The sequence below is a fragment of the Novosphingobium sp. genome (genome assembly GCF_036733805.1).
GTDB lineage: Bacteria > Pseudomonadota > Alphaproteobacteria > Sphingomonadales > Sphingomonadaceae > Novosphingobium.
This window is the reverse complement of record NZ_DAIMZT010000018.1, coordinates 1-25883: the sequence shown is the minus strand read 5'-3', so window position 1 is coordinate 25883 and position 25883 is coordinate 1. Positions and strand designations below refer to the sequence as shown.

Below are 25883 nucleotides of genomic sequence, written 5' to 3'. Positions count from 1 at the left end.
GGTGCAGTCGGATAGCGGAAAGCATCGAGCGCCGTCGCTGAAAAGCCGGAGGAGTGCGCATGATCGACCGCCGCAGTATGTTGCAGAACCTGCTTGCCGGGGCGGCGGGCTTGTCCTTCTTCCGGCCTGGGGACCTGATTGCAGCGGACGATCCGTACTTAAGCTTCGTTAACCCCGAACTGCGAGGCGTGGCGGCGAAAATGCTTCAAAGGACTCCCGGTCCACCGCTTTCCCTCGCGAACCTGAAGGCGGTGCGTATGGGAATGGGGCGGTGGAATCGCCCTTTCCGCAAGGACGTACCTGTCGAGCGCAAAGTCATTCCCGGCCGCAAGGGCCAGCCGGACGTGCCGATTTATGTCGTCAATGCCCGGCCGGGCCTGATGCGTCCTGCCATCTTGCATTTGCATGGCGGCGGCTTTGTCCTTGGTTCCGCAGCGCAAAGCGTGGCCGACTTGCAAGACCTTTCCAGCGAGCTGGGTTGCCTGGCCATTTCCGTGGAATACCGTCTGGCGCCCGAGACCAGCTATGCAGGATCGATTGAGGACAATTACGCCGGTCTCAAATGGCTCCACGCCAATGCCTTGGCCCTCGGCGCCGATCGGGCCCGGATCGCGGTTATGGGTGAAAGCGCCGGGGGCGGCCACGCCGCGCTTCTGGCGATCACGGCGCGCAATCGCGGCGAAGTGCCTTTGGTCTTCCAATGTCTGGTCTACCCCATGCTGGACGACCGCACCGGCAGCACGCGGGCAGCGCCAGCTCACATGGGCAAGCTGGTCTGGAATGCCCAGGCCAATCGCTTCGGCTGGGAGAGCTTTCTGGGGCAGGAGCCGGGAGGGCGCAGGGTTCCTTTCGCGGCGGTGCCGGCACGGGTCGCCAATCTGGCCGGGCTCCCCCCGGCGTTCATCGGCGTCGGCTCCATCGATTTGTTTCACGATGAGGACGTGGAATATGCCAGGCGCCTGAACGACGCCGCCGTCCCTACGGAACTGCTTGTCGTCCCAGGCGCGTTTCATGGGTTCGACGGGATAGCGGCGGCCGATCCGAATGCACGGGTGGCACGCTGGTTCACGGCCGTTAAGAAAGATGCGCTTCGGCGCGGCCTGGGAATTGCCGTCTGACGACTTTTTGCAAACGGAAAAGCATTGTGGCCCGACACCGCGACGGTGCCGGGCCACAAGACTTCAAGAGCGGGGTGATCGCCGCGTCAGAAGAAGAACCGCACGCTGCTGGAGATCGTGCGACCATAGAGCGCCTGAGCAATCGTGACGCCCGATGCCGGCATCGAGCTTGACATGACATCGGTGAGCGCCGTCACGTTGAACAAATTGGACGCGTTGAGCGAAAGCTCCACCCGTTCCATGGGTCGGATCTGAACAAATGCGTTCACCGTGGCGTAGCCGGGCATCCGCAGCTTGTTCTCGTCCTGGGCGTAGCTGCGCGTGGTGCCGATGACGTCAGCACCGATGGTGAACAGCTCCGTCTCATACTGCGGCATGACCTGGAAGATCAGCCCGGCCTGGTGGCGCGGCGTGTTGCCCACCAGAGCCGGATCATCGGCGGCCGTGATCTTCGCGTTGGTCAGCGTCGCCCCCGCGGTCAGGCTAAAGGGTCCATGCCGCACACCGCCCTCGAACTCGGCGCCGTAAGCGCGATACGAGCGGTTTACGAGCTGGAGAACCGTGACTCCGTTAGCTCCGGGCTTCAATTGAGTGTTGGTCTCACGCACCTTGGCCCAGAAACCGGTCAGGTTGAGGAAGAGCCCGTTGGCACGATATTTCAACCCCACTTCCGCCTGCTTCACCGGATCGTAGGCCGCGCTCTTCTGAACCAGGCTGCCGTCCACAGGGTTGACCGCCGGCGTAAAGAGGATGCGATCGGCTGCCGCGCGCGCACCGCGGCTATACCGCGCAAAAGTGGAGAAATTTTGCGAGGCGCGATAATTCACGCTGCCCGAGTAGGAGACGTAGTGGTAGCGGTAGTTGACCGGCATATTGTTCGCGAGCGGCACGAAGGCAAAGCTCCGTTCGGCGTTTGTGATGACGCTGTCGTTATTCACATCGATCGTCGTCACATCGCCAGGGCTGTTGGTGCGGATGTTCCCGTTGACCTTGCCGGTATCCACGCGAACCGAAGCGCCCACCGAAACCTTGCCCTTGTGAAAGTTGAAAGAGCCGTAAGGCGCCAGGACGCGATATTCCATATTCCACGCACTGTGGAGCGCCGGAGCCGGCCCGACAAAGTCAACCGCGCCGTTCTGCGTCACCGGATTTCCGTTCGCATCGATTATGTCGATCAGCGCGGAGTTTCCATTGCCGTTGACGTCCTGCAGGACGTCAACCAGTGCACGGCTGAACTTGGTGTCCTGGTGCGCAAGATATACACCGGCAGTCCCGGTGAAATCGCCACCCCCAACGTTCCAGACGCGGCTGGTCCGCAGATCATTCGTGAAATTGTTGAGGCTGATGATGGGCGTGCTGATCGCGGAGGAGAACAGCACGAGACCGTTTCCGTTAAGCGTCAGGGGATTGGTAATGGTCTGCCCTTTCAGCGGCCCGCCAGCGTAGACCAAGCTGCCGCCAGGAGCGCCGAAAGCGGCCGGCACGGCCACTGCGGGAATGGCCGCGAGCGGATAGAGGAACGATATGTCGCCGGACTGGTCGCTATATCTCATCCGTTCCGTGATGGACCATTCGCCCACCGAAAAGCGGGTTTCCAGGCCAAGCGACTTCGCCCTGGCGTGACCGCCGTTGTGAACGTCGAACTCCGAGAGGTTATTGTTGGGATCCAGTACCGGAAATGCCGAGATATTGCGTGACAGGACACTGTCATGCGTGACCGAGAAGTTCGGCAGGCTTTCGTACTTGGGATTGGAATCCGTACCCGTTACCGCGATCGGCATGCCGGTGTACTGCGCACCGCGATCGTCCAGAACCTTGCCGTAAAGGCGTACATAGCCGCCATTGAACTCCTTGGTGATGTTGAATTTCACCTGGCCCCCGCGATCGGCAGTGTAGCCGACGTGACGAGGCCCGTTGCCCTCGCGATAAAAGCCGCCAACGTGAAAGCGCACTGTGTCGCTGAGATGACCGCCGTAATCGAAATCCGTGCGGTAGTTGTCGTAATTAAGCCCGGCACTGGCCTGGATGGAGCCGCCTTCGACCTCTCCAGTCTGCGAGATCAGATTGACCACGGCGCCAGGCGCATTCGACGCGAAAGTCGATGCGGAGCCGCCACGGATGGATTCGATCTGCGCCACATTAAAATCGGGACGCAGGAAAACGTCCGATCCCAACCCAAGGATGTCGCCGAATTCAAGGACCGGCAACCCGTCTTCCTGAAATTGAAGATACTTGGCGCCGGTCGACACCAGCGGAAGGCCGCGTATCGTGTAATTGTTGTTGGCTTCGCCAGCACTCGCCTCGGAACGGATGCCGGGAATGTTACGGAACAGATCGCTCAGGGACCTGGGAGAGATCTTGGCGATTTCGTTGTCCGTCATCGAGCTTGTCGACGTTGCGCTGTCCAGCCGGTCGCGTGCCTTGGCAACGCCAGTGACGATCATGGTGTCGTCATTGTGCGTGCGGCTGGCTTCCCAAGCGGTGATGCGCTTGCCCTCGCCATTCTCTTCAGCGAATGCGGGCGTGCTCAGCGCGACCGTCGCGGCGCCGGCAAGCAGAATCGAGGAAACACGAAATGTCATATCCAAACCCCTCCTTTTGTTCGGAGCCCGGATAGTCGATCGCATTTCCGATACGGCTAAAGTCGTATTAGGGACCGTACCTAGGAACCATTTTCAGAAATCGCACGGAAAATCCCTCCCGAACGCAGCCGCCGCCGCATGCCGCAAAGCTCGTAAATTGGCTGGCGATCACTTCAGATGCCAGTCATCAGCGCGTGAGGCGACCATTCCTCCAGATCGTAACGGAGGGCCAGAGCGTCCGGCCGCCAGACCATGCGGCGGGGACGAAAACGCCAATAGCGTTCAGCCCCTTCGACCGGACGGCCCTCAGGGGGATCGAACAGCAACTCCGCATCGCCGGTCATCTGCAGCAGGCCCCCTGTGGCAAAATCGGGGAAGGTAAGACCCGCCCGCGGATTGAGCATGATATTGCCAAGAGTGTTGAAAAAGCGGTTGCCGACGAAATCGGGAATCACCAGTCGACCGTCCCCATCGACGCGAACGAAGCCGGCCCGGCCGCCGCGATGAGACACGTCGACTTGCCGTTCTCCCTCGCGGTCGATGAAGGACGCCACGAAGAAGGTATCCGCCTGTTCCACCAGAACGCGCGCCGCGCCGTGAAGAGCGGCGCTTTCCTCTGGGGGCGCCAGGGACGGCGTCCGAGGATCACGCAGAAAACGGACTCGCCGAAGCTGAATATATTTCGGGCAATTGCCGAAACTGTGGCCGACGGCGAGGTCGAAACCGCCGGCGCGCCGGCGTAGTGTGCCGTTCAACCGGTTGCGGCGGCGGGTGCCCAGGTCGATGCCGAGAAGGCCGATGGCAGACCCATCTTCCATGCCGGCTTCGGCCGGATCCGCGAAATCCGGTTCCAGCTCGACCGAGAGCCGGGCGGGATCCGGCGCGTGCAGAAAGCCTGGCTGCCCATCGCGCAGCGTGGCCCACGCATCTCCGCCTGAGTCCACCGACCCCAGGACCACCATGGGCAGCAGCGGAAAGAACTCCCGGTGCTGCTCGATCAGATGGTCCCGCACCATCCGGCGCCCGGCTTCTTCCATGCGCTGCTCGACACCGAGCCGCCGCTGGAGAGCGAGTTCGCCATGATGCCATGGCGACGCGCGTGAAGCCGGGCTTTCCATGACCGAAGTTAAGCCGCCAGGCCGATCGGCGTCTTTTGGAAACCGACAAAGCCGGGAAGCGCTTCGATCCGTGCCAGCCAGGCGCGAATGCGGGGATAGGGTTCCAGGCTCACATCGCCTTCAGGCGCGCTTGCGATATAGCTGTAAAGGGCAACTTCGGCGATGGTCGGCGCGCCTTCGGAGGCGATCCAGTCGCGACCTTCAAGTTCAGCCTCGATCTTCGTCAGGATATCGTGCGAGCGCGGGATCACCTCTTCCTTGCGGAAAGGCACTTCGACCAGGTTGATGAGACGCGCGACACCTGGTCCGAACGCAATCTGGCCCGCGGCCACCGACAGCCACCGCTGCACGGCAGCGGCGCCGCTGGGGTCTTCCGGCAGCCAATCGCTGCGACCATACTTCTTGGCGAGATAAACGAGAATGGCGTTGGAGTCGGAAACGACGGTGCCGTCATCGTCAAGCACAGGTATTTGTCCGAAGGGGTTCAGCTTCAGGAACTCGGGGCTCTTATGCTCCCCCTGGAGCAGATCGACGACAATCAGTTCGTGATCGAGGCCCAGCAGAGAAAGGAAGAGCCGCGCCCGGTGAGCGTGACCGGAGATGGGGTGGTGATAGAGCTTCATGATAACTCCTGTGAAAGAAGCGGAGACGTCATTCTGATTGATAAAAATATTGATTATAAGCGCGCCAATCAGCAAGGAACTATTGCACCATACACAACAATGGCCTGAGGAAGTGCTGCGATGGACCGATGGCAGGCAATGCGCATATTCGTGCAGGTTGTAGATTGCGGGGGTTTTGCGCCTGCCGCCCGGACTTTACACCTGAGCGCGCCGTCCGTCACCAGAGCCGTCGCCGGTCTTGAGGATCTGATTGGCACACGTCTTCTCGTGCGTACGACGCGCTCGCTGAAACTAACCCCTGCGGGGGAAGGCTATGTCGCGGATTGCCGCCGGATTCTGGCTGATATTGCCGAGGCGGAGGCTAACGCCGCTGGCAGCTTCACGCGACCGGCCGGCCTGCTGACAGTGACCGCGCCGACGCTCTTTGGAAGCATGCACGTGCTGCCGGTCATCCTGGAATTTCTTGAACATTATCCCGCGATGCAGGTGAGGACCGTCTTCGTCGATCGCGTAACCAATCTGGTGGAGGAAGGGCTGGACGTCGCCATACGTATAGCAGCGCTACCCGATTCCGGCCTCATCGCCCGCCGCATCGGGTCGATCCGACAAGTGATCTGCGGCTCACCCGATTACCTTGCCCGTTGCGGCGAGCCTGAGAAACCACAGGACCTGACGCGGCACAGCCTTATCGGACGAGGCCCTAAGGAATGGCTGTTCGGGAAAGACAACGGCATCGGCGTACCGGTCAACGCAAGGCTCGTCTGCAATACCAATGATGCCGCGATCGCCGCAGCGGTCGCAGGCTGGGGGTTGTCCCGCTTTCAGTCCTATCAAGTGGCGCCGCATATCCAGGCGAGGCGCCTCAAAGTTGTGCTCGCGGATTACGAACGCGATCCGGTGCCGATTCACATCCTGCATACGGAAGGGCGCATGGTCTCCGCCCGCGTACGCGCTTTCGTGGATTTCGCGGCCGAGCGTTTTCGCGCCCGCGCGAAAGCGAACGCGGAATTTCAGCTTTAGAATATCACATCGAAAAAGCGGTGCCATTGCGGCGGGAATCCTGCCATTGGCCAATGACGGGCGCGAAATCTTCAACAGACCAAGAGACGAATATGACGCAACAGGATTCCATCTGGCACGGGACCGTCGAACTTGCGGCTTTGAACAGGCTCGGCGAAAATTCGATGAATGCCTATGTCGGCATCGAATTTATCGATTTCGGCGATGACTGGCTCGCAGCACGTCTTCCCGTGGACAAGCGGACCGTCCAGCCTTTCGGTCGGCTTCATGGCGGCGCATCTGTGGTGCTCGCCGAAACAGTCGCGTCGGTGGCGGCCATGTGCACGCTCGATCCGACCCGCGAAACCGCGGTAGGCATGGAAATAAACGCCAACCACCTTCGTCCGGTATCGGAAGGCTACGTGCGCGCCGTGGCCCGCCCCGAAGCGCTGCAACGCAAGACCCAGGTCTGGTCGATCCGCATCACCGACGAACTGGGCCGGCTGGTCTGCATCTCGCGCATCACCATGGCGGTCATACCCGTTTCCCGCGCCGCGCCCGCCTGATGCCGGCCAAGGGCGGGAAGGCCGGGCCTATGCGGAGCAATTCCGGAAATCGCGGGGCGTCATTCCGAACTTGGCCTTGAAAGCGCGGCTGAAATGCGCGGTGTCCTTGAAGCCGCAGTCATAAGCGATCGAGGTTATCGGCGCCTTCACCGCGTTGGCATAAGAAAGGCGCTGACTTGCTTCCTCCAGCCGGCGGTTGAGTATCCGCTCCGAAAGGCTATAGCCGCATGTGGAACAAAGTTTGCGCAAATAACGCTCGGATATGCCGACCGCGCGGGCCACGCTTTCGCATGTGAGGTCGTCATTGAACAGGTTTTCCTCGACGAACCACATGATGCGCTGGAGCAGCAGATGCTGGTGTTCCCGGAACATCGGGCTCAATCTCGGTTCAGGATCGGACACTGCACAAGCGACGATGTCTAGAAGATTGCGCTGAACCATGCGCGCATTCTCCGGGCTGATATCATCGAGTTGATTGTAGACTTCCCGGATGTGCGTGGAAGCTATCCGCCCCGCCCCTTTGCCGCCGGGAATCCGCCGTGCAGTGAAATCATGAATGTTGGGAAGACGTTTCGCGAGATCTTCCCGATGAACCCTCACCACCGTCTGTACAAAGGACGTTTCTATGACGAAATGATAGGGCTTGGCGGCGTCGAAAATGGCAATATCGCCCGGCTGCAGGCTCACTTCTCGATCGCCTTGGAAGATCTTCACCTTCCCCGCTTCCAGAACGCTCAGATGGATATGTTCCCGGTCATATTTCGAGATGCGCCGGCCGTGGCTCGATGCGCGATGGCCAACGGCTGCAACTTGCACGAAGCGCGTTTCCAGCAAGTCCCGGCTCGAAAGATAACCGGTGAAAGGCCCGCCGCGGGGGCTCTCACAGTCGAGATCGATCAGTGTGTCCCGCACCAGATCGCGCCAGGATGACAACGAAGTGGCCCGGTTATCAGACCCTGCGGTCGATAGTAATGCCCTCATATCTTATCCGCCTGTCAAAGCGACCGAGGAATCCCTGCCATCCCTCAATCCTTGATCCCGTCGTATTAACACGAGTAACACAATTTACGTATGATTTTGCGCGCGTTTATAGTCTGAAAACACGGCTCCGGTGCCGCGCGAAATCCGGAGCGCGGCCAACGCGTCTTCAAGACGCGCGGGCAAATTTCAAGTCGTTGCAGCGGCGGCAAAAACCCGTCGCCGCTGCAAAAGGATGCTAAGGACGTCAACCAATAACCCGGAGCATCGGCGGGCTGACCACCGTTGCCCCGCCGTCCACCGGCAAGATCGCCCCGGTCACTGCGGCCGCCTTGTCGGAGACGAGGAAAGTGCACGTCGACGCCACTTCGGGCGGAGTCGCGGCCCGCCGCAGCGGAACGTTCGTCGAAACGTGCAGATAGGCTTCTTCCAGCGTGCAATTCTCACGCTTCATGACCAGTGCCATATGGCCATCCGCCATCGGTGTGGTGACGAAACCCGGACAGACGGCGTTCACCCGAACGCCCTGCGGGCCGTAATCGAACGCCATGGAGCGCACGAGGCCCAAAGTGCCGTGCTTCGCCGCCGTATATCCGCACGATTGCGGAACGGCCTGCAGGCCGCCCAGCGACGACACGACTACAAGAGCGCCCTTGCGATCGATCAGCGTCGGCAGCGCGGCGCGAGCGGTCACGAAAACCGTGGTCAGGTTATCGTGCAGGATCCGGGCCCATTCCTCGTCGCTCTCGCTCGCCACGCCATTCGCGCCCATCGTGCCTGCACAAGTGATAACCGCGTCGATCGGAGAGAACACTTCGGCCGCGAAGGCCACCGCGCGCTCCATGTCTTCCCGTTTTCCGGCGTCACTGACGAAGAACCGTGCCGCATCGCCCAACTCGTCGGCAACTTCCGCCAGCACATGCTGCCGCCGGCCGGTGATGACCACGCGTCCTCCTTCGGCAACAATCTCCTGCGCAACGGCAGCGCCGATCCCGGTGCCGCCACCCGTGACGAGAACCGTCTTTCCACCCAACAACATAAAATTCTCCTGTTATGGCTATGGCCCGGACAGCATTTCCGGAGCCATCCTTCATCAGGCTACAGCATCAACGATCCCGCGATTGCTCAGGTCAGTTCGTATTCATAGCGACCGCCCAGGCTCGCCTTTTCCCGCGATTATCCGGCCTTGGATGCAAGCAGCTGGCCGACGAACTCGTCGGCCGGATTCTTCTCGAACAACTCCGTGTGCTCATCGACGGTCGCCCAGGCCGGCGCGGATTTGGTCCAAGCCGTGGCTTCGACCCTCAAATCATCCTGGTTATCCACCGTTCCCACCTTGATGAGCATCGCATCGGGCTCAAGGATTTCGAGCCGCTCGAACAGCGGCGTCCCGCAGGATCGGCAAAACTCGCGCATGACCTTGTGGCCCGATTCGCCCGCCACGGTATAGCTTTGGATGAGATCAGCGCCGCTCAGAAGGGCGAAACCATTTGTCTGGGCGACCAGAATGCTGGCGGGAGCGCCGCCCGAGACGTAGCGGCAATCGCGACAATGGCACGCCACGAACACAGTCGGGCCCTTAGCTTGGTAGGAAACCCCGCCGCAAAGGCAACGTCCTGTAATTTCACTCATCCCGGATTCCTTTGTCGCCATTGTTCGCCCCGCTCCGGCCGATCACTCCGCCGGAAGACCCGGCATGAATAGCCGGTCATAATATTCTGTGCATTCGACGATGCCGTTCTCGCCGCAAACGATCACCGCGGCCAACCGGCCTTCGAATGGCTTTCCGGTCGCTTTCATCTTGCCGCCGGGCAGATCTACGCCATTGAAGGTCCCCCGACCCACGCCCTGGACGATCACCGTGTTGCCGACTTCATGCATCTGCTCAAGCTCGACCGAGAAATCCGGGATGGACGCCAGCCAAATCTGATGGTGCTCCTGCACGCCCGCCGGGCTTGTCCGCCGCACGCCAAATGCCGTGTCTTCGTAGATGATCGCGTCATCGAACAATTTAGCGAAAGCAGCGGAGTCTGGCTGGCTCCAGCCTTGGACCCAGGCTTCAGCTACGGTCTTGAGCGACATTCGTTTCTCCTTCGGTAGACTGACCCGACGCTGGCGCAGCTGCGATGCATCTCACCCGATATATTCGACTGCCGCAGAAACCCTGCCGCCGAGTGCTGGCCGTATTACTTTTTCGCCTTGTGTTGACGATCATGCCGCAGCTTTATGACACGATCTATTGCTTATTCGGCGCTAAGGCATAACCTCCCGGCATTGGTATACCAGGTCAACGGCAAGCCGGGCTTTACACCGGAGCGGTCAGCTTACGGAGTTCTTCAAGCAGTTTGCCCGCCGGCCCCGGCAGGATCCCGCTCCGCCGCCGAAACGCTGTAAGCACTCTGGTGTCCTGCGCTTCCGCGATCGGCAGCGCATCGATAAGCCCAGCCTGGCGTTCGGCATCATACATCGGTTCAGGCATCCAGCCGAGAAAGCCCGACTGCGAGATAAGGCTTTTCAACACGGTGACGGATCGAGTTTCGACCACCGCGTTCGGCAGCGCCAGGCCGCGCCGTGCGAAAATCTTCGCCACATGCGTGAACGGGTCAGTCCCCTTGGGCAGAATCGCCCAGGGTTCACCCAGCGTATCCGCCAGCGTCAGATTGCCGACCTTGCGCAGTGGATGATGCTTTCCCGCGACGATAAAGCTCGTGTCTTCCCATCGGCAGCTTTTCACCGCCATGATTTCTTCCGGCACCTCTTCGCTGGCGACGCCCAGGGCCAGATCAATCTCATGGGAAATCAAGGCGTCCGCCAGGCGATCCCACACGCCTTCAATCACGTAAACCTTGAGATTTGGCCATTTCCGGCAGGTGCTGGAAATGGCGAGCGGCAACACCATGCACGCGATGCTGCCCACCGCGCCCACACGGATCGTTCCCTTGTCCATGCCCAGCATGGCCTTGATTTCCTCAGCCGCGTGCTCCGCTTCCCGTTCCAGCAGCATCGAATGAGGCAACAGCGCGCGGCCGATGTCCGTCAGCTGCATGCCTTTGGAATGGCGCTCGAACAGGGGGGCGCCGGCTTCCTCTTCAAGCTTTCTTATGGTTCTGCTCAGGGCGGGCTGCGTCACATGCAGCTGCTCCGCCGCTCGCCCCAGGCTGCCGGATGAGACCACGGCGTTAAAAGCGGCGAGTTGGCGAAGATCAAAAGCCATACCGCTTGCTAATGACCCCGGCCCCTGAACGCAATTGTCGTAGCGTTTCGCGCTGAGCTACGCTGTCGGCTGGCGATCAGCCTTCATCCGCGCTTCGATCAGGCGCACCAATCCCAACAGCATTTCCGTGCAGGGCACCGCGATACCGTGCTTATCGGCGCGTTCCGCCACAGCGCCGTTGATCGCGCCGATTTCCGTTGCCCGGCCGGCCAGCACGTCCTGCAGCATCGACGGCTTGTGGCCGACGTGTTGCGCGATGGCGTGCGCCACCGTTTCGCGGCAGTGATCCGCGTCCGCCTCAACGCCTTCAGCCCGCGCGACAGCGATCACTTCGTCGACCACCGCAGATGCGAGGGCAAAGCCGGCGGGCACTGCTCCCAACTGGTCCACGGTGCACCCCGTAACGGCGCAAATGCCGTTCAACGCGGCGTTGAAAGCCACCTTTTCCCAGATTGCCTGCCACACCGTCTGATCCACCGTGCAGCGCAGCCCCGCTTTTGACAGGGCTTCGGCTATCCCGGCGACGCCGGAGCGTTCCTGCCCATCGGCGGCCATGATCCGGATGATCCCGAACCCGTGGGAACGAACATGCGCCGTTCCGGCGAGATCGGCAGGCCATGTCGTCATGCCGACGACAATCCGATCCTCCGGCACGAAGCGCGCGACCGTTTCAACGTTTCCCAACCCGTTCTGCAGCGTAAGCACCAGAGTATCCGGGCCGATGATGTCGGCGATGCCCTCCAGCGCGGTGGCCGTGTGCAAGGTCTTGGTGAAAACCAGCAACAGGTCGGGCTGCGCAGTGACCTGTTCGGGCCTGCACGTTTCAAGCGACGAGATGCGGCGATCGCCCATGCCGGTCTCGAGCCGCAAACCATGCTCGCGGATAGCCTGGAGGTGAGCGTCGTTGACATCGATCAGGGTGACGGTTTGCCCGCTTTCGGCCAGCAAGCCGCCGAAAAACGAGCCCATCGCGCCGGCGCCCAGGATTGCGATCTTCATTGTCGGATCCTTATTCAGAACGGATAATGCCGCGCCGTCTTCTGCACGGTTACCCAGCGCAGTTCGGTAAAGGCATCAATGCCAGCTCTTCCGCCGAAACGGCCGATACCGCTGCCCTTGACCCCGCCGAACGGCATCTGGGCTTCATCCTGCACGGTGGGACCGTTGATGTGGCAGATGCCGGAGTCAATGCGCCCGGCCACTTCCAGGGCGCGCGCGACGTCGCGGCTGAATATTGCGGCGGCGAGGCCATATTCATTGTCGTTGGCGCAGGCCACCGCAGCATCGACGCCGTTCACACGCACGATGCCCTTCACCGGGCCGAACGCCTCTTCATGGAAGATGCGCATGTCCGGCGTGACGTGGTCAAGCAAGGTGGCCTGCATCAGCGTGTCCGTGGCCTTGCCGCCGATCACCAACTTGGCGCCTTTCGCCAAGGCATCGTCGATAAAAGCATTGCAGCGCTCAACCGTGGACATATCCACGACCGAGCCAAGAACCACCGGCCCCTGGCGCGGATCGCCCACGGGAAGGGAAGCCGCACGGGCGCCGAGTTTGGCCACGAACTCATCCGCGACCTTCTCGTCGATCACGAAGCGTTCGGTCGACATGCAGATCTGGCCCGAATTGGCGAAGGCTCCGAAAATGGCGGCATCCACTGCCGCATCCACATCGGCATCATCCAGGACGACGAAAGGCGCCTTGCCGCCCAGTTCCAGCACGACCGGCTTCAGATATTTGGCGCAAGTCGCGGCAATCAGCTTGCCCACATGCGTGGACCCAGTGAAGTTGACGCGCCTGACCGCCGGATGCGCGACCATCGCTTCCACCACACGCGCCGCGTCAGCCGGAGCATTGGTAACGAAGTTGACGACGCCCTTGGGCAGCCCCGCCTCCTGCAGCGCTTCGATAATCAAGCCATGCGTCGCCGGGCAAATCTCGCTTCCCTTCAATATCACGGTATTGCCGCAGGCAAGCGGCGTCGCGATCGCGCGCACCGCCAGGATCACAGGCGCGTTCCACGGCGCGATGCCCAGCACGACGCCCGCCGGCTGGCGCACCGCCATGGCCAGGTTGCCTGGCGTGTCGGAAGGGATGACTTCCCCGTTGATCTGCGTGGTGAGGGACGCAGCCTCCAGAAACATGCCCGCCGCCAGATGGACGTTGAAGCCGGCCCAGTTCGCGGGCGCTCCCGTTTCCAGCGCCATGGCCGCCGTAAAAGCTTCCGCCTTGGCCTCCAGCGCGCGCGAGGCGCTGAGCAACAGCGCGCGACGTTCGCCGGGGCTCATGCGCGACCACGGGCCAAACGCATCCGACGCCGCTTTCACCGCCGCCAGCGCATCCTCGACCGTCGCGGCGGGCGCGACGGTGGCAACACTGCCATCCAGCGGGTTGCGGCGCTCAAAAGTGCCTCCATCGCGGGCTTGAACCTGCTCGCCATTTATCAGCATCGAGATCTTCATCGGTCCGTCTCCAAAAGGCTTTCTATTCAGGCGATTGCTATTTCCACGAGATTGGTCGCATTGCTGGCCAGCGCCTTGGCCAGAACCTCTTTCAAAGCACCGGCGTCGGAGACGCGACACGCCGCGCAACCCATCCCTGTCGCAAGCGCCACGAAATCGAGGCCGGGCAGATCGGTGCCCTGCACCACGTCCTCCGGCGAAAATCCGAAAACCGGCGCGAACTCCTGCAACGCCGCGTAGCGGCGGTTGTTGAGGATCACGAAAGTGATGGGCAGTTTAAGCTGTGCGGCGGTCCACAATGCCTGGATGGAATAAAGGCTGGATCCGTCCCCGATCAATCCGATAACGCGCGCCGAAGGCTTGGCGAGCGCGACGCCCACCGCGGCAGGCATGCCATAGCCCAGGCCGCCGCTGTCCATGGTGAAGAAGGTTTCGCTGCGGGTGATGGGCAGATAGCGCTGTATCACGGGGCGCGTACTGGGCGCTTCCTCAACAATAATGTCTTCGGGACTGCGCACTTCGGCAAGGGTTTGCAAGGCGAAAGCCGCGGTCATCGGCGAAGACGGCTCGACCGGGACTTGCGCAGGCCGCGCTGCCGGCGCGGGCCGCGATGATCGGGCCGGCCTGGCCAACAGATCTTCCACGCCCAGCCTGATACTGCCCACCGCCGTCGTTCCCACCGGGGTCCAACTGGCAGTGTCAGGATCGTCGATGATCTGGAAGACTGACGCCCCTTCGGGAACATGTGGACCGGCGCCCTCCACATGGTACGTGAAAACCGGCGCGCCCAGGGCGAGCAACATGTCATGACCGTCCAGCAGCGCGACGATCTTTTCACGCATCGCGGGCAGAAAGCCGGCGAACAACCGATGGTCCTCAGGGAAGCTGCAGCGACCCGACATGGGCGCGACCCACACGCGCGCGTTGTGCCTTTCAGCCAGCGCAACCACCTGATCCCAGGCGCCGTCCCGATCCACCGCGCCACCGACGATGATGGCCGGACGCTCGCTTGCGTCCAGCGCTGTGCCGATCGCGTCGATAAGGGACGGTTGCGGCCGCACTTGCGTGCTGACCAAACGCGGCGCGATCAGCTTTGCCGGCCGGTCCCAGTCGTCCACGGGAATGGATACCAGAACCGGCCCGCGCGGGGGCATCATCGCGATGTAATAAGCCCGCGCGATCGCTTGCGGGACATCTTCGGCGCGCGCAGGTTCAATGCTCCACTTGACGTAAGGCTTTGGCAGTTCGGTCGCCTGAGTAGAGGCGAGATAGGGATCGAAAGGCAGGACCGACCGCGCCTGCTGACCGGCCGTAAGCACGATCGGCGTGCGGTTTCGATAGGCCGTGAAAATGTTGCCCATGGCGTTGCCGACGCCCGCCGCCGAATGCAGGTTCACGAAAGACGCATTGCGAGTGGCCTGGGCAAAGCCATCCGCCATGCCCACGACGGTGGCTTCCTGAAGACCGAGGACGTAGCGGAAGTCCTGCGGGAAATCCCGGAACATCGGAAGCTCGGTCGAACCGGGGTTGGCAAAGACCGATGTCATGCCCAAGCGCCGCATAAGGTCGATAACCGCATCGCGCACGGTCACATCGTCCCGGTCGCTCACCATGGTGTCGCCAGCCTCGGAATTGTATCCTGCCATTCTTTATCTTTCTGATCTGGAAAATGCTCTTCACGTCGAGACAATCGGAACGTGCCGCCGACGCCTCGGAAGAGAGGCGAACTCGGCCCCTGCGCCGATCTCACCATTAGCCACCGCAAGTGCAGCTCGCCCCATGTTCCCGCCCTCCAACGGACTTCACTTCATTCGCGTGGCGAAAGACGTCATTATTTCGTCCGAAATTCGGCAGAGCGGTCACGGCTCACGCAACCGCGCCATCTCGACCCGATCCGGCCTTGACCATACGGCTCCGAGCACGGGCGATCTATTTCCTAATTTGCCCAAAGTCATAACCAGGAAGCATGAAGGGGGCAGCCTTCAGCACTCTTCGACGGGCACGGTCCGTTCCAGGTCGGGCGCATTGCCCCCGTGTTCAGGTCGGCGAGAAACGCCGTCAATACAGCAAAAAGGGGAAGTTCGACAGGCGACGCGCCAAATTCCGGGACCGGATGCAAACGCAGTCTTTAGAGCGCTCCTCGACCGATGTGGGTCATCTCGGGCACCGGCGTTGCCAGCGGCTCGCCGGCAAAGAAACGCCCAAGATTGCGGCGCAGCAGATCGGCCAGCGCCTCGATAGATTCAATCGTGGCGCCGGCAGTGTGAGGCGTCAGTATGGCGTTTTCTATGCCTGCCCAGCGTTGCGCCGTTGTCGGCTCCGGATCAAAGACATCAAGCCCGGCGCCGCCAAGCCGCCCGGTGCGCAACAAATCTATTAAGGCGTCCTCATCCACAATCTGCCCGCGCGAGACGTTGACGAGGAGCCCCTCGGGACCGACAGCCTCGATGATTTCCTGCGATATCAGCCGACGATTGCTGTCATCCGCCCGCGCACAAATGGCCAGCACGTCGGACCAGGCGGCAAGCTCTTGCAAAGTCGCCGCTCGGGGCCATTCGGCCTCGCGAGGACGCGGCGCCCACCACCGGACTTCCATCTTGAGCGCGGCGCAGCGTTGCGCAAGCGCGCGGCCGATTTCCCCCAACCCGACAATCCCGACTTTCGCCCCCGTCAGCGAATGGGAGGGACGGAACGTTTCCGCCGTGCGCCAGCCTTCGCGCCGCACCTGCCGGTCTCCGGCCACGATTAGCCGCCGGGCCGCTATGAGGAGGCCCAGCGCGTGATCGGCGACATCGTCGTGGTTGATCGCGGGCGCATGGCTTACAAGCACACCCCGCGCCCGCGCCATGTTCACGTCGATCTGTTCATACCCGGCGGTGAAGCAAGCGATGAGGCCCAGATGCGGGCAGACTTCGAATAAGCCCGGCGGAAGCGGTTCATTGCCCATCATCACGATCGCGCGAGCTTGCGCAGCGGCGCCATCGCCTATGTCCACCACGAGATAGTCGTCGGCAAGATGCGGCCGCAACAGGCCAAGGAAACGACTCAAAACCAAAGTAGGCCGATTCATTTCGAACTCCGATCTGGTGGGAAAAGGCAGCGCGTTCAACCGATCATGCAGCAGTCGCTTCTGCGGCGCACATGATGTCTCCCGCGGTATCGCGCCGTTCACGCATGAACAGAACCGCGGCGCCCCCGGTGAGGCAAATCAGGCTCAAACCCATGAGAGCAGGCGCATAACTTCCGGTTGCTTCCTGAACCGCCGCAACGAGCGAGGGAGCCGGCGCGCTGATGGGGAGGAAAAACATCAGCATTCCGAATGCCCGCCCCACTCCGCCGCCGCCAAATTCCGCCGCGATAGCCGTCGGCATCAATGTCCAGATGCCTCCGGTAAAACCCACGAGAGCTGCGCCGGCTAACAACGCCGGAAGGCCGGTGCCGAAAGACAGAAAAACCGCGCCGGTCGTTGTCAGCACGGAAAGGCTCGCTAGGGGCAGACGATTGCCGAAACGGTCCGACGCCAGCCCCAGCAGAAGCGTGGCGAACACCTGCGAGATGCTGAAGACAGCGAGCAGGACCCCCGCCGCGCCCGGTCCGAAACCGCGAGTGGCGGCGAGGGGCGCCATATTCTGCTGAACCGCGGCGTACAGGCCCAGAATAGGCGTGTAACAGAACACCAGCAGCCAGAAGTTCCGTCGCCCCAGGATGTCCGTCCAGCGCAACTCGGTTGCGGCGTCGGCGCCATCATCCGGTTCGCGGCCACCCGGTTCGCCGGCCACGTTCATGTAATGCAAACCCTCGCGCTCCGTCGGCCTGTCGCGGACGATCCACAGGACCAGCGGCAAGATCGCGAATGCGATTATCAAGCCGCCAATGCCCCATACCCCGCGCCAGCCCAACGTCGGCATGGCCCAGGCAATGACGGGAGGCAGGATCACTCCGCTCAGCGCAGAGCCCAGCGCGGCAACGCCCAGCGCGAGGCCGATGCGCCGCACGAACCACCGCGAAACGACCGCATTGACGGTAGCCAGCGCGCACAGGCCCAGCGAAAGGGGAAACAGGGTCCCGTAAAGCACCCAGAGCTGCCAAACGGCGTTCGCCGCGCTTATCAGCAGGTATAGGCTCGCCATCCCCGCCACCCCGACCGACATGAGCAACCGTGCCGGGTATTTGTCGGCCAATGCGCCTATGAAAGGCGAAGATATCGACACCACGACGGAGAACGGCAACAGCGCGACCAGCAATTGGCTGATCGGCGCATGCAGATCCGACTCCCAGTCGTGAAGAAACATGGAAACGGCATTTAGCGTCAGGCCATTGCCGGCCGTCTGCGTCAGCACCGCCACAGCCACGATGCTCCAGCCGTGATACCATAGCGCCGTCCGCCCTGCGCGTGCTTGTGCTGTCATGAGCTATGCCTTCCGACTGCGCTGGGAGGACAACTGGCGAGAGCCGCGACGCGCGCGCCTTTCCGCCCATGATGCCCCGGCAAGGGAGCGACATATCCCAAACCTCGCCCGCCGGTGCCTCCGGATAAAGCCATTTAAAAGCCGACACGGCCCGGCCCCGGATTGCACGCACTGCTTACCGTCCATCTCGCTCTCCCTCGTTCACGTGCCCATGCCCGTGCCGGCGGCGCGGGCATCAACGGGGCCGTTTTTTTGCGTGACTCCCGCTTGCCTTGGTCCGGTCTTGTCTGGCCGGAAGCAAATTACCTATTCTGGTTTGCCATAATTGCCGAGTCGGCAGATGCGTTCGCTTCGAAATTAGCCCAAGGTCGCACAAATGATAGACGACTAATCGTCAAACAGGGCATTGCGCGTTTTAACCCTTTCGCAACCAATCCGGCGCATCGTCTGCCTATATGGACCGTGTCGCCTCTCTCGCTCACCGCGCCGCAAGCTTTGCGCAAGCGGACCTGCTGCGAATGGCGATCGTCTGCGGCTGCTCCTTGGCGCTGATCTTCGCCAGGACTCCTGCGCCTTTTTGAAATTCCAGCCATCGGGTCTGCGCGCGCAACGGCCCCTCGTGCCGGGGCCCGCGGTCATTTACGCCGGTATCGGAAGTACCAGACCTCGTGCCCAAGCTTGCGGGCCTTTGCTTCATAGCGCGTTTCCGGCCAGCCGCCGGGACGTTTCTGGAAATCGGCCGGGCTGTCGCAAAGCCAGTCGAACTGCTCGGTATGGCGTTGCATGACCATCAGCGCATGGCGAAGGTAGACCGGGTGGTCAGTGCCGAAGCGAAATTCACCGCCGACTTTCAATTTGGCCGCGAACATCTCCAACGGACCGTCGTTCATCATACGCCGTTTGGCATGACGTGCCTTGGGCCAGGGATCGGGGTGCAGCAGGTAAAGGAATGAAAGGGCGCCATCAGGAACCCGCGCCAGGACCTCAAGCGCATCTCCGTGATGGATCCTTACATTGCCGATCGGAGGATGCGCCCCGTTGTCGCCGCTCACATGCACCAGCGCCTGCGCGACCCCGTTCATGAAAGGCTCGCAGCCCACGAAGCCGTGATCGGGCAGCATGTCGGCCCGCTGCGCCATATGCTCACCGCCGCCGAAGCCGATCTCGAAATGCAGCGGGCATGCCTGGCCGAACAGCCGCTCGGCCGTGATCGGTCCTTCCACCGGCACCGCGATCTGCGGCAACAAATGATCGACCAGCGCCTGCTGGCCGGCTCGCAGAGGCTTGCCCTTGGCGCGGCCATAGAGGCGATTGAGCGTGGTGGGATCGCCGGATTTATAAGCGGTCATGACACGGCGCACTGGCAGCGATGCCATGATGGGTCAATGGGCGCGGAAACGGAAAAACGGCCCGCCCCGAAGAGCGAGCCGCTTGGAGTGCCCCTGAAATTTCAAAGCGGCGGTCAGGCTGCTTCAGCCGCTTCATCCGGATCGCGCAGCACATAGCCGCGACCCCAGACGGTCTCGATGTAGTTAGCGCCCCCGCAGGCGTGAGCCAGCTTCTTGCGCAGTTTGCAGATGAAGACGTCGATGATCTTCAATTCGGGTTCGTCCATGCCGCCATAAAGGTGGTTGAGGAACATTTCCTTGGTCAGCGTAGTACCCTTGCGCAGCGAAAGCAGCTCAAGCATCGCGTATTCCTTGCCGGTCAAGTGCACGCGCGCGCCATCGACCTCGACCGTCTTGGCATCAAGATTGACGATCAGCTTGCCGGTGCGGATGACCGACTGCGAATGGCCCTTGGATCGGCGCACGACCGCGTGAATGCGGGCGATCAGCTCCTCTCGGTGGAACGGCTTGGTCACGTAGTCGTCAGCGCCGAAGCCGAACGAGCGGACCTTGCTGTCCATTTCCGAAATGCCCGAAAGGATCAGCACCGGCGTTTGCACCTTGGCCACGCGCAGCTTCTTCAAGACGTCATAGCCGTGCATATCCGGCAGGTTGAGGTCGAGAAGAATGATGTCGTAATCGTAGAGCTTGCCCAGATCGAGGCCCTCTTCGCCCAGATCCGTCGAATACACATTGAAGCCCTCTGCCGTGAGCATAAGCTCGATGGCACGGGCCGTAGTCGGTTCATCCTCGATCAACAGCACTCGCATGGGTGTTCCCCTTTACCCCATATCCGCGGACGGTACCCTCGCCCGCGCATATTGCCGTGAATTAACCATATGACCGATGAAGGTTAAAGGTTAATTTGCCGTAAACGTCGAATTCCACTCACAAGTTTCCGGGCATATCCGTGACCCGCCGCATCGGCTAATTCTAAAACGTCCGGAAAGGAGGAAGGTTAAGGAACGGCAATCGGCGGCGGCGCTACCCCTCAAGCTGGGGCGACGGGCGCCATGATCCGGGAGCGCCGCGGCCGATCGGCCAAGCCCGAGCCCTTCTCTCGCTGATCGATCCGCTTGAGGTAGCTCCACAATCCGCACTGCAGGCCGATCAACATCAGAATGAAGGGCTGGAAGGCGATCCCGACAAACAGCGAGCCGATCAGGTATACGACCTGAGCCAATTGCAGCGCATTGGCGAGCGGCGCCGCCCATTCATCCTCCGGCCTCTTGCGATCCTTCCACCGGCGCCGGATCATCTCCATCTGGGCAAGGCCGGAAATCTGCAACATCAGCCATAGCGCCAAACCGGGGTAGCCCTGCTCGCCCAGCATCTCGAAATAACTCGAATGATAAGCGCGTCCTTGTTCTTCGACCGGGTTGGAAGTGACGATCGTGGTGCTGCCGACCGTCTGAGCCACGTAAGTATCGTATTTTACCTTGGCGCCTTCGTAGGCATAGAAACCGCCGCCGAAGGGGTGCTGCTTGGCGTATTCCCAAGTCCACTTCCACATGGCCACGCGCGTGCTGGCGGACTGGTCGGCCTGGTGATTCTGGATCGTGCCCATGCGAGCCATGAACGACTGCGGCAGAAACGGCACCACGATCAGTAGCGAGAGCGCCATGGCTCCGGCGATCAGGAACCGATGCCTGGCCGTCCTTAGATAAAGGGCGCAAAGGATGGCCAGACAGACAAGGCCGGTGCGCGCCTGCGTGCCGACCGGAATCAGCGCGCAGGCAAAGATCAGCGCGGCCGCGAAGGTCCAGACGCGCCAGTCGGTCGGAAACACGGTGCCATGCCGGGCCAGCCACAGCACGATGGGAATGATCGCGATGGCGACGGCGGAAATGATGGACCCTTCGAAAAGGCCGGTGTTGTTGTCCACGAAGATGCGCAATGCGCCGTAGCCGCCACCGCCGCCCAGCGTCTTGATGCCGCCATCGATGATGAGCGCGCTGGCCGCCAGCACCATGACCAGCGCCACCGCCTCTATCCGCAGCCGCGTGCGCAAGGTGAGCGGCATGAAAATCGCGAAAAGCAGCGCTTTCCACACCCAGGACCACTTTTCCGGTGCATCCAACGGATAAGCAGCGGTCAGCGTTGTATAGCCGCAATAAAGCAGCAGCAGCAGCAGCAATCCCTGCCGGAAGGTGAAGCGCGAATCCTCTTTGCGATCGAATATCAGCCAGCCGAGGAACGCCGCCGCGAAGGCAATCAGCGAGACGGGCACATGCGAGAGAACGCCCCAGGAGATGACCTGTGGCTGGACGATATCGACGTAGAGGTAAAGCAGCATCCACAGGAACGGGCGCCGGAACCCGGCCAGTAGCAGGAACAGGAAAAAGCCGGTGAAGCCCAAGTCAAGCATTGCGCTCGCCCTCGTTCCCCCGCGAGACGCCGCGGCGGGTCTTGGGCGCCGACGTGCCGAGATCATCGTAGAGATCGTCCCGCGACAGCAAGCGCCATACGGTCAGCGCAAGCAGCCCGTGACTGACGGCGAGGGCAAGAATATCGACCATGCCCAGCGCGATAGCAGTCCCGAGTTGACGCCGCGTTAAGCCTTCCCCGCTAGGCTTTTCGGGTCATGACACGCGTTCTCCACATCCTCGACCACTCGCTGCCAATCCATAGTGGATATACATTTCGCACCCGCGCCATCCTGAAGGCGCAGCAGGCGCTGGGGTATGAAGTGCGCGGAGTCACCGGCCTCAGGCATACAGATGACGGTCCTGCCGCGGAAGAAGCAGACGGCCTGCTGTTCCACCGCACCGCGGGCGCTGCCAATGGACCTGCCGGCTGGCGGGAATGGCGGGAGATCGCATTGTTCACGCAAGCGATCGATCGCGTCGTGAACGATTGGCGGCCCGACCTGTTGCACGCGCATTCGCCCGCGCTGTGCGGCCAGGCTGCGCAACGCGTGGCACGTCGATATGGCATTCCTCTAGTCTACGAGATCCGCGCTTTCTGGGAAGACGCCGCCGTCGGCAATGGGACCGGCAACGAAGGCTCGCTGAAATACCGGCTCACACGCAAGTTGGAGAGCCACGTCGTGCGTGAAGCCGATGCCGTGGTTACGATCTGCGACGGTCTGCGGCAGGATCTTGTCGCGCGCGGCACGCCGGAGGAGAAAATCACCGTGATGCCGAATGGCGTGGACCTGTCGCTGTTCGGGCAGCCGCTGGAACGCGACGCTGCCTTGGCCCGCGCCCTGGGCTTCGAGATTGACGGACAATCCTGCCCGGTCATCGGGTTCATCGGCAGCTTTTACGACTACGAAGGATTGGACCTGCTGATCGCGGCCATGCCCGCCCTGACGGCTCGGCGACCGGATGCCCGTCTGTTGCTGGTCGGCGGAGGCCCGATGGACGCAGCACTTCGCAGGCAGGCCGACGCCTCTCCAGTCGCGAACGCCATCCGCTTCATAGGGCGGGTGCCGCATCATGAAGTGGATCGCTATTACGCGCTCTGCGACGTCATGGCCTATCCGCGCAAGCGCAGCCGGCTGACTGATCTCGTCACGCCGCTCAAACCGCTGGAGGCCCTGGCGCAGGGCAAGCTCGTCGCCGCCAGCGATGTCGGCGGGCATCGCGAGTTGATCGAAAACGGCAAGACAGGTACGCTCTTCGCGCCCGATGATGCCACCGCCTGCGCCGTCGCGCTGGCCGGTCTGCTCGAAAGGCGCGACTTGTGGGACGGATATCGCCGCGCGGGCCGCGAACAGGTCGAAACCCATCACGACTGGGCCTTGAACGCCCGGCGTTATCAGGACGTTTACCAAATGCTGTCACCAATGACGGTACAAAAGGGGCTGAACGCCGCGGCGTGATTGCCGGGCCGCGGCTTGGCAGGGCAAAAACTGGGGTAACAAAGTGTCCGAGCACAAACGCAGCATATCGGGCGGAGACCAGCCGATCAGCCGCCATCCCTTGTTTCCGGTCATTGTCGCGCTCTGGTTCGGCGCACTCGTCGGCCTGGCCGGCCTGGCCCTTCCCGCGCTGTTGCTCGAACGGGCCGTAACGGCACTCAATATCGCCAGGATCATTCCTATGGCCGCACCGCCGCTCGGTTCTACGGCCCGGATTCTCGTCACTGCCGGCATGATGGGCCTTGGCGGAATTGTCGGCCTGCTTGTTGCGCTGCGCCTGGCGCGCCGTTCGCGCGATGGCCTGGAAACCTCCCAGCAGTCGGACGAACAGCCCGACACTGTTTTCGGAACCAGCGCCGAGAGCGGAAAAGCATCCCGCCGCGATCGGCCGCCCGCGGGCCGCCGCCGCTCCCTTGCACCCGCCGAAGAGACCACGGTGTCGGAAGAAGACGCGCCTCGCGAACCGCAGATTCTGAACGTCGCAGAGTTCGATCTTGCCGATTTCGTGGAAACGGGCGAACCCGCAAACAGCTCGGCTCCTGAGCATTTGGACAACCGCCTGTTTGAAGCCTATGCCCGCGGAACTGCGCCTTCTTCCGCCATCAATGACCTGTCCTCGGCGAAGGAGACGGGCCGGGACGATGCTCCGGCTTCTGCAGATATGACGTCATTCATTCCGGTAGCCGAGGGCGACAACGCGCCGGAACGCGACCGGCCCAGCGCCGCTGCCCGCATCGCCGGAGCCACGCTCGAAGAACTTTCGCCGATTGAACTTCTCGAACGCCTGGCGCTCGCGATGGAGCGACGCCGGGAAGCAGCTCGGACCACGCCCACCCTCACTATCCCGATCGAGCCCGAAACCGAAAGCGCCCCCGAGCCGGACGGCGAAAGCGGCAAGCAAGCCATTGACGCCGCGCCGCCGCCTTTCGCGATGCCGCGCTTCAACGCCGTGCGCCACCCGGACCCGGCCCCTGTCCGCCAAGACGATGCGTCCTTCGTGCCGCCGCGTGTTCCGGCTGCGCTCCGCCCCGTCGATCCTGCCGCTTTCGAAGGCGAAGGCGAAGATGCGCTGCCCGGTTACATTCCGCCGCGGCACATCGGCGGAAAAATGGCGGGTCTGGCAGATCGTGCGATTGCCGCAGAAGCAGCGGACAGCGACGAGGATGAGCGCGAAGCTGGCGAGCTTGAACGGGGCTACTCGTCGCTGCTCGATCTCTCGCGCACGGACCGCCAGAAGCCTGCGCACGAGATGTCAGTGAACGAGCCGGGGCCAGCGATGCCCATGTCACGTCCTTCCTCTGACCGTCCATTCGATGCACCGGGCGCAGGACGTTCAGGCAAACCCGATCCGGAAGCGGCCGAGAAGGCATTGCGCGAGGCTCTTGCAACGCTGCAACGCATGAGCGGCGCAGCCTGAGGGCTTTCGTGCTTCAAACGCGCTCTTACCCGCGCTCATCCGGATCTTCCAGCCCGACTTTCTGATAATAAAATGCCCGTTTTCCGGGCGCGCGCGTGTGCAACCGTGCGCGCAATCAGCGTTGGCGGTTGCAAAACGGCCACGCAATCGTCATGGGGACCTTGGGGTCACTATGCCGCGTGGGGACGATGCGCGATTCGCGCATGTCGTCGAGCGCGCCCGGTAGATCCCGGTAAATGACAGGATAGGTTTTATCGATGGGATTTCCTAAGCCCCAGGGCCTTTACGATGCGCGCAACGAACACGATTCCTGCGGTGTGGGCTTTGTTGCCCATATTAAAGGCCAAAAAACGCACGCAATCATTACCCAGGCGCTGGAAATCCTGAAAAATATCGACCATCGCGGCGCGGTGGGCGCGGACCCGCTGCTGGGCGATGGCGCAGGCATTCTGACGCAGCTTCCCGATCAGCTGTTCCGCACTTGGGCGCAGAGCGCTGGCGTCAAGCTGCCGCAGGCCGGCGATTATGCTGTGGCCATGTGCTTTCTGCCGCAGGACGAGGCCGCCCGCAATTTCGTCGTTGCGACCTTTGAGAAGTTCATCGCCAAGGAAGGTCAGAAGCTGATCGGCTGGCGCGACGTGCCGACCACGTTGGACGGTCTGGGCAAGGCCGTCATCGCGTCGATGCCGGTGATCCGCCAGTGCTTCGTCGCGCGCGGTGAAAACTGTGCCGATCAGGACGCGTTCGAGCGCAAGCTGCTGGCGATCCGCAAGCAGACGCAGAATCCGCTCGAAACGCTGGCGAAAAAGCATAATCTGCCCGGCCTGACCGAGCTTTACATGCCAAGCTTCTCCAGCCGCACGATCGTTTACAAGGGCCTGCTGTTGGCAACGCAAGTCGGCTCGTTCTACGACGATTTGCGCAATCCTGAGTTCGTCTCCGCGCTTGGCCTTGTGCATCAGCGTTTCTCGACGAATACCTTCCCGAGCTGGAAGCTGGCGCATCCCTATCGCTTCATGGCCCATAATGGCGAGATCAACACGGTTCGCGGCAACGTGAACTGGATGAACGCGCGCCGCCGCACCATGGAAAGCGAGCTGTTGGGCGCCGATCTCGACAAGATGTGGCCGCTGATCCCGCACGG

Annotated in this window: 22 protein-coding genes and 1 pseudogene; 6 read left to right on the top strand and 17 right to left on the bottom strand. The window is 62.0% G+C overall.

All coding sequences use genetic code 11. From position 1 onward, the window contains the following. The first annotated feature begins 59 nt into the window (after positions 1–59). The gene (locus V7D69_RS06490) at positions 60–1118 is read left to right on the top strand and encodes an alpha/beta hydrolase (protein ID WP_333605381.1); all 1059 of its coding nucleotides are present in this window, start codon (positions 60–62) and stop codon (positions 1116–1118) included. An 86-nt stretch (positions 1119–1204) separates the two neighbouring features. Here the strand turns inward: V7D69_RS06490 and V7D69_RS06485 are convergent, their stop codons facing one another. The 3 genes from V7D69_RS06485 to V7D69_RS06475 form a co-directional block, all read right to left on the bottom strand. Next, a complete protein-coding gene (locus V7D69_RS06485) occupies positions 1205–3700 on the bottom strand; it encodes a TonB-dependent receptor domain-containing protein (RefSeq protein WP_333605380.1) in 2496 nt (831 codons plus the stop codon). A 173-nt stretch (positions 3701–3873) separates the two neighbouring features. Then, the gene (locus V7D69_RS06480; protein WP_333605379.1) at positions 3874–4818 is read right to left on the bottom strand and encodes a pyridoxamine 5'-phosphate oxidase family protein; all 945 of its coding nucleotides are present in this window, start codon (positions 4816–4818) and stop codon (positions 3874–3876) included. Between the two features lie 8 nt (positions 4819–4826). Then, the gene (locus V7D69_RS06475; RefSeq protein ID WP_333605378.1) at positions 4827–5441 is read right to left on the bottom strand and encodes a glutathione S-transferase family protein; all 615 of its coding nucleotides are present in this window, start codon (positions 5439–5441) and stop codon (positions 4827–4829) included. 120 nt (positions 5442–5561) lie between these two features. On the opposite strand from V7D69_RS06475, the gene V7D69_RS06470 reads away from it, so the two are divergent. Together V7D69_RS06470 and V7D69_RS06465 are read left to right on the top strand one after the other, a co-directional pair. After that, entirely contained in the window at positions 5562–6461 is a 900-nt protein-coding gene (locus V7D69_RS06470) for a LysR family transcriptional regulator (RefSeq protein WP_333605377.1), read from the top strand. Positions 6462–6553: 92 nt separating this feature from the next. Continuing rightward, positions 6554–7006, top strand: coding sequence for a hotdog fold thioesterase (locus V7D69_RS06465; RefSeq protein WP_333605376.1), 453 nt, complete (start codon positions 6554–6556; stop codon positions 7004–7006). Positions 7007–7033: 27 nt separating this feature from the next. Here the strand turns inward: V7D69_RS06465 and V7D69_RS06460 are convergent, their stop codons facing one another. From V7D69_RS06460 to V7D69_RS06395, 14 genes are all read right to left on the bottom strand, one after another. Next, on the bottom strand, positions 7034–7918 hold the full coding sequence (locus tag V7D69_RS06460; protein ID WP_333605375.1) for a helix-turn-helix domain-containing protein: 885 nt from the start codon (positions 7916–7918) through the stop codon (positions 7034–7036). 313 nt (positions 7919–8231) lie between these two features. Next, entirely contained in the window at positions 8232–9023 is a 792-nt protein-coding gene (locus V7D69_RS06455; protein ID WP_333605374.1) for an SDR family NAD(P)-dependent oxidoreductase, read from the bottom strand. Between the two features lie 137 nt (positions 9024–9160). Continuing rightward, the gene (locus V7D69_RS06450; protein WP_333605373.1) at positions 9161–9616 is read right to left on the bottom strand and encodes a GFA family protein; all 456 of its coding nucleotides are present in this window, start codon (positions 9614–9616) and stop codon (positions 9161–9163) included. A gap of 42 nt (positions 9617–9658) precedes the next feature. Next, positions 9659–10066, bottom strand: coding sequence for a nuclear transport factor 2 family protein (locus tag V7D69_RS06445; protein ID WP_333605372.1), 408 nt, complete (start codon positions 10064–10066; stop codon positions 9659–9661). Positions 10067–10289: 223 nt separating this feature from the next. Then, positions 10290–11198 (bottom strand): LysR family transcriptional regulator, encoded by a 909-nt coding sequence (locus V7D69_RS06440; RefSeq protein WP_333605371.1) that lies wholly within the window; start codon positions 11196–11198, stop codon positions 10290–10292. A 57-nt stretch (positions 11199–11255) separates the two neighbouring features. Further along, positions 11256–12197: a ketopantoate reductase family protein gene (locus V7D69_RS06435; RefSeq protein WP_333605370.1), complete on the bottom strand. Its 942-nt coding sequence runs from the start codon at positions 12195–12197 to the stop codon at positions 11256–11258. A 14-nt stretch (positions 12198–12211) separates the two neighbouring features. Beyond that, positions 12212–13660 (bottom strand): aldehyde dehydrogenase, encoded by a 1449-nt coding sequence (locus tag V7D69_RS06430; protein ID WP_333605369.1) that lies wholly within the window; start codon positions 13658–13660, stop codon positions 12212–12214. A 26-nt stretch (positions 13661–13686) separates the two neighbouring features. Further along, on the bottom strand, positions 13687–15306 hold the full coding sequence (gene mdlC / locus V7D69_RS06425; protein ID WP_333605368.1) for a benzoylformate decarboxylase: 1620 nt from the start codon (positions 15304–15306) through the stop codon (positions 13687–13689). Between the two features lie 482 nt (positions 15307–15788). Then, the gene (locus V7D69_RS06420) at positions 15789–16730 is read right to left on the bottom strand and encodes a 2-hydroxyacid dehydrogenase (protein WP_333605367.1); all 942 of its coding nucleotides are present in this window, start codon (positions 16728–16730) and stop codon (positions 15789–15791) included. Positions 16731–16773: 43 nt separating this feature from the next. Further along, a complete protein-coding gene (locus V7D69_RS06415; RefSeq protein WP_333605366.1) occupies positions 16774–18069 on the bottom strand; it encodes an MFS transporter in 1296 nt (431 codons plus the stop codon). Positions 18070–18704: 635 nt separating this feature from the next. Beyond that, positions 18705–19418 carry a tRNA (guanine(46)-N(7))-methyltransferase TrmB gene (trmB, locus tag V7D69_RS06410; RefSeq protein ID WP_333605387.1) on the bottom strand — a complete coding sequence of 238 codons (714 nt, stop codon included), beginning with the start codon at positions 19416–19418 and terminating at the stop codon, positions 18705–18707. A 113-nt stretch (positions 19419–19531) separates the two neighbouring features. Next, positions 19532–20227, bottom strand: a complete 696-nt coding sequence (gene ctrA / locus V7D69_RS06405) for a response regulator transcription factor CtrA (protein WP_091144199.1) — start codon at positions 20225–20227, stop codon at positions 19532–19534. 221 nt (positions 20228–20448) lie between these two features. Continuing rightward, the gene (locus tag V7D69_RS06400) at positions 20449–21825 is read right to left on the bottom strand and encodes a putative O-glycosylation ligase, exosortase A system-associated (protein WP_324061309.1); all 1377 of its coding nucleotides are present in this window, start codon (positions 21823–21825) and stop codon (positions 20449–20451) included. After that, the gene (locus V7D69_RS06395) at positions 21818–21976 is read right to left on the bottom strand and encodes a hypothetical protein (RefSeq protein WP_324061308.1); all 159 of its coding nucleotides are present in this window, start codon (positions 21974–21976) and stop codon (positions 21818–21820) included. Before V7D69_RS06395 ends, V7D69_RS06400 begins: the two co-directional genes overlap by 8 nt. 65 nt (positions 21977–22041) lie before the next feature. Here V7D69_RS06395 and V7D69_RS06390 point away from each other — a divergent pair, with 65 nt between their 5' ends. From V7D69_RS06390 to V7D69_RS06380, 3 genes and pseudogenes are all read left to right on the top strand, one after another. Continuing rightward, entirely contained in the window at positions 22042–23283 is a 1242-nt protein-coding gene (locus V7D69_RS06390) for a TIGR04063 family PEP-CTERM/XrtA system glycosyltransferase (RefSeq protein WP_333605365.1), read from the top strand. Positions 23284–23326: 43 nt separating this feature from the next. Then, the gene (locus V7D69_RS06385; RefSeq protein ID WP_324061306.1) at positions 23327–24739 is read left to right on the top strand and encodes a hypothetical protein; all 1413 of its coding nucleotides are present in this window, start codon (positions 23327–23329) and stop codon (positions 24737–24739) included. A gap of 257 nt (positions 24740–24996) precedes the next feature. Continuing rightward, positions 24997–25883, top strand: a pseudogene (locus V7D69_RS06380) (glutamate synthase subunit alpha); the annotation flags it as partial.